15 protein-coding genes and 1 pseudogene are annotated in these 13,531 nt (G+C 45.3%); 10 read left to right on the forward strand and 6 right to left on the reverse strand.

Annotation, left to right across the window (positions count from 1 at the left end):
• Positions 1-392, forward strand: a pseudogene (locus B3182_RS00460) (UbiD family decarboxylase domain-containing protein); the annotation flags it as partial.
• On the opposite strand, the gene B3182_RS00465 reads toward B3182_RS00460, so the two are convergent.
• From B3182_RS00465 to moaD, 3 genes are read right to left on the reverse strand one after another with little or no spacing between them, the layout of a single operon-like run.
• Complete coding sequence (locus B3182_RS00465; protein WP_292356426.1) at positions 381-770, reverse strand: MAPEG family protein; 390 nt, start codon at positions 768-770, stop codon at positions 381-383. The pseudogene B3182_RS00460 and the gene B3182_RS00465 overlap by 12 nt on opposite strands.
• Positions 771-779: 9 nt before the next feature.
• Positions 780-1,214: a molybdenum cofactor biosynthesis protein MoaE gene (locus B3182_RS00470; RefSeq protein ID WP_136554095.1), complete on the reverse strand. Its 435-nt coding sequence runs from the start codon at positions 1,212-1,214 to the stop codon at positions 780-782.
• A 2-nt stretch (positions 1,215-1,216) separates the two neighbouring features.
• On the reverse strand, positions 1,217-1,444 hold the full coding sequence (gene moaD / locus B3182_RS00475; RefSeq protein WP_292356421.1) for a molybdopterin converting factor subunit 1: 228 nt from the start codon (positions 1,442-1,444) through the stop codon (positions 1,217-1,219).
• 45 nt (positions 1,445-1,489) lie between these two features.
• On the opposite strand from moaD, the gene moaC reads away from it, so the two are divergent.
• The 3 genes from moaC (at position 1,490) to B3182_RS00490 (ending at position 5,058) form a co-directional block, all read left to right on the forward strand.
• Positions 1,490-1,969 carry a cyclic pyranopterin monophosphate synthase MoaC gene (moaC, locus tag B3182_RS00480; RefSeq protein WP_292356419.1) on the forward strand — a complete coding sequence of 160 codons (480 nt, stop codon included), beginning with the start codon at positions 1,490-1,492 and terminating at the stop codon, positions 1,967-1,969.
• A 90-nt stretch (positions 1,970-2,059) separates the two neighbouring features.
• On the forward strand, positions 2,060-3,439 hold the full coding sequence (locus B3182_RS00485) for a porin (protein ID WP_292356417.1): 1,380 nt from the start codon (positions 2,060-2,062) through the stop codon (positions 3,437-3,439).
• A gap of 296 nt (positions 3,440-3,735) precedes the next feature.
• A complete protein-coding gene (locus B3182_RS00490; protein ID WP_292356415.1) occupies positions 3,736-5,058 on the forward strand; it encodes an OprO/OprP family phosphate-selective porin in 1,323 nt (440 codons plus the stop codon).
• Positions 5,059-5,140: 82 nt separating this feature from the next.
• Here the strand turns inward: B3182_RS00490 and B3182_RS00495 are convergent, their stop codons facing one another.
• Positions 5,141-5,950, reverse strand: coding sequence for a substrate-binding domain-containing protein (locus B3182_RS00495; RefSeq protein ID WP_292411630.1), 810 nt, complete (start codon positions 5,948-5,950; stop codon positions 5,141-5,143).
• 99 nt (positions 5,951-6,049) lie between these two features.
• Here B3182_RS00495 and B3182_RS00500 point away from each other — a divergent pair, with 99 nt between their 5' ends.
• Both B3182_RS00500 and B3182_RS00505 read left to right on the forward strand, forming a co-directional pair.
• A complete protein-coding gene (locus B3182_RS00500; protein ID WP_292356411.1) occupies positions 6,050-6,220 on the forward strand; it encodes a hypothetical protein in 171 nt (56 codons plus the stop codon).
• Between the two features lie 10 nt (positions 6,221-6,230).
• Positions 6,231-6,401, forward strand: coding sequence for a hypothetical protein (locus B3182_RS00505; protein ID WP_292356409.1), 171 nt, complete (start codon positions 6,231-6,233; stop codon positions 6,399-6,401).
• On the opposite strand, the gene B3182_RS00510 is transcribed toward B3182_RS00505, so the two are convergent.
• Positions 6,398-7,462 carry a DUF2333 family protein gene (locus B3182_RS00510; protein WP_292356407.1) on the reverse strand — a complete coding sequence of 355 codons (1,065 nt, stop codon included), beginning with the start codon at positions 7,460-7,462 and terminating at the stop codon, positions 6,398-6,400. The two genes, B3182_RS00505 and B3182_RS00510, sit on opposite strands and share 4 nt — an antisense overlap.
• Positions 7,463-7,725: 263 nt before the next feature.
• Here B3182_RS00510 and B3182_RS00515 point away from each other — a divergent pair, with 263 nt between their 5' ends.
• The 4 genes from B3182_RS00515 to B3182_RS00530 are packed head-to-tail and all read left to right on the forward strand — an operon-like array spanning position 7,726 to position 12,512.
• Positions 7,726-8,676, forward strand: coding sequence for an ABC transporter ATP-binding protein (locus tag B3182_RS00515; RefSeq protein ID WP_292356711.1), 951 nt, complete (start codon positions 7,726-7,728; stop codon positions 8,674-8,676).
• Positions 8,676-9,416, forward strand: coding sequence for an ABC transporter permease subunit (locus tag B3182_RS00520; RefSeq protein WP_292356405.1), 741 nt, complete (start codon positions 8,676-8,678; stop codon positions 9,414-9,416). The genes B3182_RS00515 and B3182_RS00520 overlap by 1 nt, the downstream gene beginning before the upstream one ends.
• A 15-nt stretch (positions 9,417-9,431) precedes the next feature.
• Complete coding sequence (locus B3182_RS00525) at positions 9,432-11,345, forward strand: Gldg family protein (protein ID WP_292356404.1); 1,914 nt, start codon at positions 9,432-9,434, stop codon at positions 11,343-11,345.
• 54 nt (positions 11,346-11,399) lie between these two features.
• Positions 11,400-12,512, forward strand: coding sequence for a DUF4340 domain-containing protein (locus tag B3182_RS00530; protein WP_292356402.1), 1,113 nt, complete (start codon positions 11,400-11,402; stop codon positions 12,510-12,512).
• Positions 12,513-12,574: 62 nt separating this feature from the next.
• Here B3182_RS00530 and B3182_RS00535 read toward each other — a convergent pair whose 3' ends face one another.
• Positions 12,575-13,528: a chemotaxis protein CheV gene (locus tag B3182_RS00535; RefSeq protein WP_292356400.1), complete on the reverse strand. Its 954-nt coding sequence runs from the start codon at positions 13,526-13,528 to the stop codon at positions 12,575-12,577.
• Between the last annotated feature and the right edge of the window lie 3 nt (positions 13,529-13,531).

Raw genomic sequence — 13,531 nt, forward strand, 5'->3', positions numbered from 1 at the left:
TCAGCATGAAAAAACAATATGCCGGTCATGCCAAGCGAGTGATGATGGGGGTTTGGTCGCGTTTAAGGCAGTTTATGTATACAAAATTCGTGATCGTTGTCGATGATGATGTGAACGTGCGTGATTGGCAGGATGTGATCTGGGCCATTACCACGCGAATGGATCCGGCGCGCGATACGGTTTTAATTGAAAATACGCCGATTGATTATCTGGATTTTGCTTCACCGGTATCAGGTCTTGGCTCAAAAATGGGCATGGATGCTACCAATAAATTGCCTGGCGAAACTAACCGCGAGTGGGGTAGACCGATTGAGAAAGATCCGGCGATTGTCGCTCGGGTTGATGCGATTTGGTCAGAGTTGGGATTGGATGACGACGACTCAGCCCGGTAATTGAATACCGACAAAAGCCAACAGATTCAACACTGCCATAATTATCAGCAGCCAGATGGTGAATTGCATACCAATAATCCGGCGAGTAATGATGGCTTTGCTGACGCCATTGGCATGAATCAGTCGACCAATAATAAACAGGCTGCCCAGTAAATGAATTAGCCAGGCGGGGCCCTGACTGAGTTCTAATAGTAATAACAACAGCAAACCAATCGGTAGATATTCCACAGCATTGGCATGAGCACGAATTGCAGCAAGTAAATCCTGTTGGCCACCATCGCCTAAAGCTACTTTATGTTGCCGCCGCAGACTAATGACTTTTCGTGCTAGGGCGACAATCATCAGAGCGGCCAAAGCGGCATACATTCCTGTAATCATTGTCAGTACCTATAAACCATCAGTATTGGACTCTACCCAGCGTTCGCCACTCTGGTTCTGTTCTTTTTTCCAAAACGGCGCTTTATATTTCAGCTCTTCGATTAGCCAGTTGCATGCATCCAAAGCCGCACGGCGATGGGCCGACCAGCAACCGATTAATACAATTGCTTCACCGGGAAATACTTCGCCGACGCGATGCACGATAAGGCAATCATTTAATGGCCAGTCGGTTTTAGCCTGTTTTTCTAATTGTTCGAGATAACGTTGAGTCATGGCGGGATAATGTTCCAGCGTCATGGTTCTGACGGTGGCATCATCGTTATAATCACGCATGGTTCCGATAAAGCTGGCAGCTGCACCATCTCTGCCTGCAGGCATCTGCTGGGAAAACTCACTGAGCCATTGATAAGGCTGAAAGTCTTCATCGAGAATATGCGTGGCCATGATTAACCTCCGGTGACGGGGGGGAAGAAAGCGACTTCATCACCATCATTCACCTGACTTTGCATATTGGCATAGTCAAGATTGACGGCGACCAGTAGGTTGTTTGGTGGCGTGGCTGATTGCGTCGCCAAATCCCAAACCTCGGTCACAGTGGAAGCCTGTTCTACTGTGGTCTCACTCTGTCCCAGACTTTCTCGCAGGCTGGCAAAAAATTTGACTTGAATAGACATCTGGTTAATTGTTTCCTGGATCAAAACATAAGGATAACACCCAAAATGGCAGAATTAACGCATTTTAATCAGGCTGGCGAAGCACACATGGTCGATGTCGGTGATAAGGCAGTGACGCAGCGCAAGGCCGTCGCCAGCGGAAGGATTATCATGTTGCCGGAAACGCTGAAACTGATTGAGCAGGGCAATCATAAAAAAGGGGATGTGTTGGGCATTGCCCGCATCGCCGGCATTATGGCGGCCAAACGTACCTCGGATTTAATTCCGCTATGTCATCCGCTGGCATTAAGCAAAGTCACAGTCGAATTTGAAATTGATGCAGCCAATAATGCTGTAAATTGTCAGGCTGAAGTCGCTACATCGGGCCAAACCGGTGTGGAAATGGAAGCACTTACCTCGGTACAGGTTGCGTTGCTGACTATCTACGATATGTGTAAAGCGGTCGATCGCGGCATGGTGATCTCCGACGTCTGTCTGCAGGAAAAAGCTGGTGGAAAATCAGGTCACTGGCAACGTTCTATATAAAGAAAAAATTCTTCAATCCACTTCTTTATTCACAAAATTAAGTTTGAATTCAGCAACCGTTGCCTAAACTGAGAAATAGGATTTTTTCCTATGTGCTCGGGTAATGATTTTCTCGAAGCCCGCAACCTAACGCTGAGTTATTCAATGTCCAATTTTGTTTCAAAACTGCTGTTTGTTTTATTTCTCGTATTACCCATGGCGAGCCACGCATCTGAATTGCGTTTATTGATTGATATGCTGCATGAGAATGGCATGGTCAGCGAAGAACAGTATGGTCATTTGTTGGCTGAGCTGGAGCAGAACCAACAGAAAACGGCAAAAGAAAAACAGGAAATAACCGAAAAACTTGAATTAGCCACTCAGCCGCCTGAAGTGGAAGTCACCACTAAAGGTGGGCTTCGCGTTAGAACGACTGATGGTCAATTTGAAACCCGCCTGCGGGGGCGTTTAATGATCGATGCCGCCGATTATGATGGTGCGCCTCAAATTGCCGATGGAACCAATATTCGTCGTGCTCGCCTCGCCTGGTCTGGCCGGATATTCAGTGATTGGATATACAAGGTAGATTACGATTTCACGGATGGCGGTGAATTAAAAGATTCGTATATTGGTTACACCGGTTTTCCTCAAGCTCGTTTAAGAATGGGGCTTATGGAAATTCCTTTAGGCCTGCAATATCGCAGCAGTTCGGCCAATTCTCAGTTGATTGAACGCAGCCTACTTGGAGCATTTGGTGGGGATCGTTATATCGGTTTGATGGCCGATACCAAGCGTCAGCATTGGAGTGCCGCCGCTGGGGTTTTTGGTGATGATGCCAATGAACAGCGCGAACGAAATGATGAGGGTTGGGGGGTTGGTGCACGCCTCACGATTTCACCCATCAATCATAACAATAAGGTTTTACATTTTGGATTGGCATCTTTTTACCGGCATTTAAATGATCAGGCGACATTGAGATTTGATGAGCAGCCCGAAGCCCGGGTGGCCGGTTTTGATATTGTTGATACCGGCATTATTCCTGGAGCTCGAACCTATATCCGAAGCGGAGTGGAATGGGCAGCAGTACGAAATCGCTGGTCTGCTCAAGCTGAGTACATGGTGACCGATGTACGTCGAACAGTGTGGCAGGATGTTGGATTTTCTGGGGGGCATATTCAAAGCGGTTTTTTCCTGACCGATGATTCGTTGAATTATGAAAATGGTGATTTCGGTAGTCCGTATCCAAATCATCTTGTGGGCGAGGGCGGTTTCGGAGCTTGGGAACTGGTTGCGCGATACAGCACACTGGATTTAACCGATGAAGATATTATTGGTGGCGAAATAGACAGTCTCACTTTTGGTCTGAATTGGTATCCGGTGCCAATGCTACGATTTTCTGCCAATTACATTAATGTTCTGAATGTTGATGGTGGACCAAATGCAGGACAAGAACCGCGTATTTTTCTGGTACGCAGCCAATGGGCGTTTTAGCTGAAATATTACAATTACGATAAGTGATTTTCGAAGTTACATAATTATCTGGAGATTAAATTAATAAAATCTGTAATGCCCAGCGTTTCACCATTAACAAAACAGCTAACTAAGAGTTGGAAAAAATGTTTAAAGACGGGGTTAATCGCTAATTTTTGTGCAGGGTTTTTGATAAATTAGAACTTCATCACAATAGCAAAAGATTACTATTTTCTTGGATAAGAAATATTAATGCTGGTTCCAAATATGTCGATAATATTACAGAAAATTTTCGACCATAAAAAAGGAACAAACTTATGCTATTCAAAAAACACCTGCTGACAGCTGCCATCGGCCTGTCTCTCAGCTTTTCGGTTCAGGCATCGGAACTGGAAACATTGATTAATATGCTGCATGAAAATGGCATGGTTACTGATGAACAGTACGGCCGGCTGATGGGTGAGCTTGCTGAAAACAAAGCCACTAAAGAGCAGGAAAAAGCAGAGATAAATGAAAAGCTGGCTGAAGCAACCAAACCCTCAGATATTGAAATATCTACTAATGGCGGTTTATCACTAAAAACCCGAGATGGTCAGTTTTCTACAAAAGTTGGTGGACGGCTACAGGTTGATGCCGCCGCTTACGGTGGTTCACCTGATATGGGAGATGGAACTGATATTCGTCGTGCCCGTTTGTATATCTCCGGTGAGCTGTATCGCGATTGGGGTTATAAGCTGGAATACGAGTTTGATAACGACAGTATTACCGATGCCTTTATTTCATATGATGGTTTTGAAAACTACCAAATTATGGCGGGTCATTTCAAAGATCCATTCAGTCTTGATTATATGATCAGCGCCAACAACACCATGTTTATGGAGCGGGCATTACCCACTGCGTTTAATGCTGGACGACATATGGGATTGATGGGAGCTCGTAACAGTCAGTATTGGACTTTGGCGGCCGGTTTATTTGGCGATACTGTCGGAAATACTGGTGGTGCTGAGGATGAAGGCTGGGGCTGGAGTTCGCGTGGAACCCTGTCTCCGGTCAATGAACCTGGTAAAGTCGTACATATTGGTCTGGGTTTGAATTATCGCGATTTGCAACCTAGTAATGAGGTACGTTTCAGTCAAGCTCCCGAATCGGGTGTCTCTGGTGTGCGCATTGTGGATACTTCTACATTAACCAATGCCGACACGATGCTGAAAACCGGTCTGGAATTTGCCACTGTCATGGGACCGTTTACCGCTCAGGCAGAATATATCCGTACATCCGTGGAACGTGACAATATCAGCGATGCTGACTTTGATGGCTGGTATCTTCAAAGCAGCTATTTCCTTACCGGTGAATCGCGTCCATATAAAAACGGCGTGTTTGGAGGAATAAAACCCGATCGCAGAGTTGGTGACGGTGGTATTGGTGCATGGGAAGTCGCGATGCGTTATAGCTCGCTGGATTTCAATGATGGTGCGATTGAAGGTGGTGAAGCAGATTCAATGACCTTGGGGCTGAACTGGTATCCAGTGCCGATGTTACGTTTCTCAGCCAATTATGTGCATGTCCTGGATGTCGATGGCGGAACGTTTGATGGCCAGGAACCTGATGTATTCCAGGTTCGCAGTCAGTGGGCATTCTAATTCAGATATTCAGTTAAAAACTGTATAGAAAAGCCGCTGTTATCTTGAGCTAACAGCGGCTTTTTTGTTTATCTGGTAAGGATTATTCGGTTTCAGGTAGTGCGGTGAAAAACAATTGCTGATTATTCACCATGAAGCTATCGATAATCTGCTTACCAGATTCACCTGTCACAAAATCAATGTACTGCTTTGCCATGTCTGTTTGAACATGAGGGTGTTTTTCGGGATTAACCGCCATAATGTGGTATGGATTGGATAACTTTGCATCGCCTTCAAACAGCAGTTTTAACTGCATTTTTTCCTGATAGGCTATCTGTGTACCCCGATCTGTTAAGGCATAACCCGACATTTCATCGGCGATTTTCAGTACCGCCCCCATACCTTGACCGGCTTGCACATACCAGTCGCCAGAGGGATTGATATCGGCAGTTTTCCAGAGTTGGAGTTCTTTTTTATGGGTACCGGAATCATCTCCTCTGGAAACAAAGCGACTACCTGATTGAGCAATTTTTTGCATGGCTTCAGTGATGGTTTTAGCGAAAGTAATCCCCGCAGGATCATTCACTGGACCAACTAATACAAAGTCGTTATACATGACGTAGCGACGATCAATGAAATAACCCTCCTCGACATATTCAAGCTCAGCTTTTGGGGCGTGCACTAATGCCACATCGACATCGCCATTAGCACCAAGCTTCAATGCCTGGCCGGTGCCAACCGCAATTACCGCAACATTAATATCAGTAGATTCGGTAAAAGCTTTATTTAATAAAGCTAACAAGCCAGTGTTATCGGTGCTCGTTGTTGTAGAGAGTTTGAGCAATTGTTCGGCATGAACCGTAGTGCTCAGCAGTAAGCTGAGAAATAACAGAATAAATAACCGTTTCATCATGAAATATCTCGACAGAAAAAAATCAATATATTCCATCATATATATCGATGGGAGTAAACGTGTTTTTCCAAATGCTATCTAGGAGTGGCTAAAGGCTGTGTGGGTGAGAAGTTTTTTTATTTATTAGTCTATCGATTGTGGACATATTGTCAGGTTGTCGATGTTGATGAGCCTCTTTGCCAGCTTCCTGATTTTGAATCATTACGACTGGCCACATTAACCCTTTTGGCAGAGCGTTCATCATCGTTTAATGAATCCTATCCGGGGTAAGGGCAGGCCCATGGCAGAACTGCAGTTAAATAAGACTATAGTGAATAAAGGCAATGAGTTAAGCGGCTTTTGCCTGTCAAAGCGCTTTTTTTACCGCTATCTGCAACACACCTCTATTGAGTTTTCAGAATACCGTGCCATGGGAACCTGTTTGCAAGAGCCCCCCACAGTTACTGGTTAACCTTGTTCAAGTAATCGCCGTAGATCAATCATTGCGGCATTGGCTCTGGAAACATACGACGCCATAACCAATGAATGATTGGCAAACAGGCCAAAACCACTACCATTAAGAATGATCGGGCTCCAAACAGTAGCCTGAGTGGCTTCGAGTTCACGAATGATTTGGCGCAGACTGATTAGCGCGTTTTTCTTTTGCAAGACATCGGCAAAATCATGTTCTGCCGCTTTAAGCAGATGAATCATTGCCCAGATTGAACCGCGGGCTTCATAAAATACATCATCTATTTCCAACCAGGGTGTTTTGGTGACTCGTTCAGGTGAAGTCAAGGTTGATTGATGGGCCTCAGGATCACCTGCCAATGCGGTATTAATCTGAACTTGTCCTACACTGGCGCTGAGCCGTTGTGAGAGACTACCCAGGCGTTTTTCAGCCATACCCAGCCACGCGGCCAGATTATCGGCACGTGCATAAAACTGTGCTTCGTCCCGCTGCGGATCCGCCAGACGGGCCAGATAGCTTTCCAATGCCTTGATGCCGTCTCGATACTCACTTTCTGTGGGAGGAAACAGCCATGAATCCGAATTGAAATTAAATTGCGGTTCGGCAATGATCAGGTCTTTATCTTCTGCAGATTGCGATTGTGAGCGACTAATATCGTTACGTAGCGATCGTGAGTAGTCACGAATCTGCACCAGCACACCGAACTCCCAATTGGGCATATTATCCATCCACACGGATGGGGGCATCACGTCGTTGGTCAAATAACCACCCGGCTTATCAAGCAAGGTATTGGCAATAGTGATCAAGGTGGCGGTAGATGTGTAACCAGTGACCATATCGTGTTGTTTTTCGCTGGCGATTTCGCGAGCGTTTACCTCAGGATCAAAGGCACTGGGTGGATTACTCCACCACAACATGATGACGATAAAAAAAACCAGAATGACGGCGATCGCTATCATTAGCGCTTTGGATATCTGCCGACGGCTGTCAGGATCGCGGAAGGAATCAATAAAATTCCACCATAACTGACGACTGCGCTGAAAAAAAGAGTTTGCGGGCATAAAACATCCAGAAAGATTAATTGTCAGATTTCACCATAGCGTATTTTTGACAGCAAAAAAATGTTTAGGGTCTGTTTATTTTTCAAAGCTGTCACTATTTTTGAAAGATAAACAGACCCTAAGTCCTGCCGGGAGAGCTTTCCCGTTATTGTGCGGGATAATTTCCTGAAAAGTTTACGGTATTAAGCTTGACGTATGGCCTGATTGAGCTGAATAATGGCCGGTTTGAAGATGCTTTTGATGAAGCGGGGGACGCTTTAAGTATGACACTCAGAGTTGAGATAGAAGATCTGGCCAAGCATTTTGGCGAGATACGGGCTGTGGATGGTGTGACATTCTCAGTCAGTAAAGGCGAAGTTCTTGGATTTCTGGGCCCGAACGGCGCAGGTAAATCCACCACAATGAAGATGATAACCGGCTTTCTGGCGCCCACTCGCGGTACAGTCAGAGTCTGTGGTTATGATGTTTTAACGGATCCGATTTCGGTAAAAGCGAATCTGGGATATTTACCTGAAGGTGCGCCAGCTTATGCTGATATGACGCCGGACAGCTTCCTCAAGTTTATTGCTGATATTCGTGGATTGTCCGGAGCGGCTAAAAAACGTGCAGTAGCTTCCGCTGCAGAACGTGCTCGAGTCCTGAATGTGATGTATCAACCGATTGAAACCTTGTCTAAAGGTTACAAACGTCGGGTGGGGCTGGCACAGGCGATTCTGCATAACCCACCCGTATTGATTATGGATGAACCGACTGACGGTTTAGATCCGAATCAAAAGCATGAAGTACGGACGCTGATCAATGAAATGGCAGAAGATAAAGCCATTATTATCTCAACGCATATTCTGGAAGAAGTAAATGCTTTGTGTACACGTAATGTGGTGATCGCCAGCGGTAAAGTTGTGTTTGATGGAACGCCTGCCGAATTGGAGCAAAAATCACGCTACCACAATGCGGTCGTACTGTCGGTCAACGAAATTGATAACACCAAACTGTTGCAGTATGTCGCCGAATTGGATTTTGTTGCGGAAACTGAATTATTGATGGCGGGTAACGGTATCCGGGTGTTCCCAAAAGACAGCGCTCATATCACTATCGCCCTGTCAGAAAAAATTCGTGAACAGGGTTGGGAAATTGCTTCGCTTTATGCTGAGAGCGGTCGCCTTGATGAGGTTTTCCGCAGTATTACTTTGCCTAGAACTGCAGGAGTTAAATGATGAATGTGCTGAATATCTGGTTCATCATGAAACGTGAATTCGGTGGTTACTTCGCCACCCCGGTTGCCTATGTTTTCATTATAATATTTTTGTTGCTGGCAGGTTTTTCGACGTTTTATGTGGGCAATTTCTTTGCTCGTGGCGAAGCCGATTTATATCCCTTCTTCTCCTTACATCCCTGGTTATACATTTTGTTGATCCCTGCAATTTCGATGCGTTTATGGGCCGAAGAACGTAAAAGTGGATCGATTGAGCTGTTAATGACCTTGCCGGTGTCGGTATTTGAGGCTGTTCTGGGCAAATTCTTTGCTGCGTGGGCGTTTACCGGTCTGGCATTAATTCTCAATTTCCCGCTTTGGATCACGGTGAATTATCTGGGTAATCCAGATAACGGCGTGATTTTTACCGGTTTTATCGGCAGCTTCCTGATGGCGGGTGGTTTTCTGGCCATTGGTTCCTGTGTTTCAGCCTCCACTAAAAATCAGGTTATTGCGTTTGTGCTTAGCTTGATTGTCAGCCTGATATTTGTGCTGGCGGGCTATGGCATTGTGTTGGATTTCTTTAGTAGCTGGGCTCCACAACCTCTGGTTGATGCGATCAGTTCATTCAGTTTTCTGACCCACTTTGATGCGATTTCCAAAGGGGTAATTGATTTACGTGACATATTGTATTTCGCAGCGCTTATCACTATCTGGTTGTTTGCCAACGCCCTGATAGTGAATGCACGTAAAGCCGATTAGGAGCACCAGTCAGCAATGAATAAACAATTATTATCCAAAACCGGTTTGATTCTGGCCGTTATTCTTTTTATTGCCTTTATTATTGTGGTAAATGGCAATTTTAAATCTGCTCGGGTCGATTTGACTGAAGACAAACTGTATACCTTATCGGAAGGTACGCTGAACATTCTGTCTTCGTTACAGCAGCCTATAACGTTAAGGTTCTACTATTCCGAGCAGGTAGCTCAGGCTTTGCCATCATTGAAAGCCTATGCTCAACGCGTTCAGGAGCTGTTGATGGAATATCAACGCGCCTCAGACGGCATGATTCAGGTCAAAATTATTAATCCAAAACCTTTCACCGATCATGAGCAGCGAGCAAAGCAATATGGTCTGCAATCGATTCCCATCGAAGGTGAGCCGGATCCACTATTTTTCGGTGTAGCCGGTACCAATATTCTGGATGGTCTGGAACGTATCCGTTTCTTTCAACCGGAAATGGAAGATGTTTTGGAATACGATCTGACCAGAATGGTTTATCAACTATCTGACGTAGAGCGTAAAAATGTGGCAGTAATGAGTTCATTGCCAATTGATGGGGAAGATTACGATCCCCTTAAAGGACAGCTGGATACCGAAGGTGGTGCTAAACCCTGGGCGGTAATGGGTAAATTGCGTGAGATGTTTAATGTTTCGGTCTTACCGGAAGACATTCGTCGTATTCCATCATCAGTTGATTTGCTAATGGTTGTGCATCCCAAGGAATTACCTGAACAAACCTTATATGCCATAGACCAATATGTGTTGCAGGGTGGAAAATTAATTACCTTTGTGGATCCATATGCTGAAGTTGATGTACCGGAGAAAGATCCTGATAACCCGATGGCAGCAATGGTCGCAAACCGTAGCTCAAATATGCCTGAGTTGCTGAATACTTGGGGCGTTGAACGTGATGCTTCTGATGTGGTTGCGGATAGAAAAACAGCTCGGGAAGTGGATTTTGGGGCACAAAGTAATAATCAGCCGATTGAATATGTCTTGTGGAATGCTTTGACCCAGGAAAACATGAATTCTGAGCAGCGTATAACTTCAAAGTTACGTAAGCTCAATGTGGCAACTGCAGGTCATTTTAAAATTCTGGATGACAAGACTACTGAAGTAACCCCTCTATTGAGTTCCAGTGATGAGGCTATGCTGGTGGATAAAAGGGTGGTGCAGTTCCGTAATGATCCAGTGGCTTTATTAACTAAGTACCAGCAAGGAACAATCAGCTATCCGTTAGCAGTTCGTATTCAAGGCAAGTCGCGTTCGGCGTTTCCTGATGGTGTCAAAGCCGATGGTGGCAAGATGGTGAAAATGCCTGATCATGTGAATGAATCCCAAAATGGTATTGATGTGATTGCAATTGCTGATGTGGATATGCTGGATGATCGTTTCTGGGTCATTATGCAGGATTTCTATGGTGAGGATTTAGCCTTTAATACCTCCAATAACATCGACTTTGTACATAACGCTATCGAAGAGTTAACAGGCGCTGAGGGACTGATCAGTGTACGTTCCCGTACTGGTTTCACTCGTCCATTTGTCCGTGTCGAAGCTTTACAACGTGAAGCTGAGAGACTCTACCGGGCGAAAGAACGCGAACTTGAAAACAAATTACAGCAAACCCGTCAGCGTATCGCTCGCATGCAGGTGGAGCGGAATGGTTCTGGTGCCGAAATCATGACGCCAGAGCAACAGAAAGAAATTGCTGAATTCAGGGCGATTGCCGATCGTACCGAATTAGAATTGCGGGCGGTAAAAGGTAACCTGCGTAAAGATATCGATCAGTTGGAAACGTTGGTCAAGTTCATCAATATCGGATTGATTCCGATTGTGGTGGCCATACTGGCACTGATTACCGGCTGGTTAAGAGTGCGTAAGCGTACTCGAGGCCGTTTCCAATCGTAAATTCTGCATGCGTTAAATGACGCTTGTATCAAACTGAACAGACAGGTTCTACAGATGCTGAAAAAACTTAATAGTCTTTCAATCCTCGCCATCCTCACTGCGGTGATGGTGGTGTGGATGTTAATCACCATATATAAAGCCGAAGATACCAGTGATGACTTTTCATTACTGTTTCCTGAATTATTTGAACAGCTAAGTGATGTGGATAAAATCACATTTAAAAGTGAGCAGGATGAATTCAGCCTGAGCCGTGATGATAAGCAATGGTTCATTGCGGATTATCATAACTATCCAGCCGATGAAGATTTGGTTAGAAGGATGCTGGTTGATTTGGCCGATGCCCGAATTCTTGAGCTGAAAACGGATGATCCTGAGCTGTATCCAGTATTGGGCGTGGAAGGTGCAGAAGATGGTGGCAGTTCATTTGTCATTAAATTATTCAAAGACCAGCTGGAAGTGGCCGGTCTGGTTCTAGGGGAAGCACGCGATTTAAGTGCGAACACCTCTGGTCCACAACAGTTCTATCTGCGCCGAGTTAATGAGGAGCGCAGTTATCTGGTTGAGGGGTACTTTCAGTTCAGTCCGATGATGCTCAACTGGATTGATGCGCTGATTATGGACATTGCACGTGAACGGGTTGCCAGAGTAGATATCATTCAGCCAAATGGCGATACTGCAACCTTAGTGAACTTAGGTCAGAAAGATAAATTTGGCACGCCGGAAGATCGTGAAGATACCGTATTTCGTTATGAACAGCTTGGCTATGATATTGCCGGGTCATTATTCCAAATGCGTCTGGAAGATGTTCAGCCAGTTGATGGCTTTTCCCGTGGTGATGCTGAGATTGTTAGAGCAGAATTTCTTACTTATGATGGCTTAAAGGTGATTGCTCAGACATCGTTTAATGATGGTTTTTACTTTTCCACGTTCAAAGCTGAATATGCCCCGGATGCTGTGCCTGAAGTACCGGAAGCCATAGCAAGCCTTGATGTGTTAAAAACGCCTGAGCAAGTACAGCAGGAAGTTGCAGAAATTAATGACAAAGTTGAACCCTGGGTTTATCGCTTGGGTGGGTTTGTTGGCAACAACCTGATGCGTGCCAAGGCCGATATGGTGACCGAAAAGGATCAGGTTATTCCAATGCCTGCCGGTGGTTTTGGTCCGTAAGCCGCTATTTTGGAAGTCATAAAAAAGCCCCTTAAACGGGGCTTTTTTATATGTGTACAACCTTACTCTGCTGCGGCCTTATCCTTATCCCGCCATTCTTCCAGTAACGCTTGAACGGTGATTGCGAGATCATCGGGGGCGAATTTGGCAATAAATTTATCGGCGCCAACCTTTTCAACTAATGCATTGTTAAAGGTGCCACTCATTGAGGTATGCAGCAAAATACGAATATCTTTCAGATTTGGGTCTTGGCGGATAGCCGTTGTAAGGGTGTAACCATCCATTTCTGGCATTTCAATATCGGAAATCAACATAGCGATATGCTTGCTGACATCAATGCCCTCGGCCGCCCATGCTTTTAATTGATCCAATGCCTGTTTGCCATCATTTACGATGGTACAACTGACTCCAATCTGCTCCATGGTGCGACGTATCTGATTGCGGGCAACACTGGAGTCATCTGCCACAAGAATGTGATGTTTATGGTCAGCATTGGCTTCTGCAAAACGAGTCACCAAATCAGCTGAAACCGTGTCATCAATGCCCAATACTTCTGACATGACTTTTTCCACGTCAATTATCTGGATCAGTTCATTGTCAATTTTGGTGACTGCAGTCATGTAATGCGATGAACCTGAAGCACTGGGAGGAGGCAAGATATCTTTCCAACTGACGTTGACGATGCGATCCACCTCACTGACAAGAAAGCCCTGCACGTTGCGATTATATTCAGTGATAATGACAAAATGCTCATGAGGATTCACGACGGGCCTTTTGCCTATACCCTGAGATAAATCAAAGATACTGATGGTTTTATCACGGATGCGCGCGGCACCCCGAACGACTGGGTGTGAATGTGGCATTTGCGTTAACGGAGGACAAGCAATAGCCTCGCGGACCTTAAATACATTTATACCGTAACGCTGGGTGCCTCCCAGCTTGAACAATAAGAGCTCTAACCGGTTCTGACCGGCTAGTTGAGTGCGTTGGTCAATACCATCGATCATGCTTGCCATAAA

The sequence above is a fragment of the Methylophaga sp. UBA4204 genome (assembly GCF_002379485.1).
GTDB lineage: Bacteria > Pseudomonadota > Gammaproteobacteria > Nitrosococcales > Methylophagaceae > Methylophaga.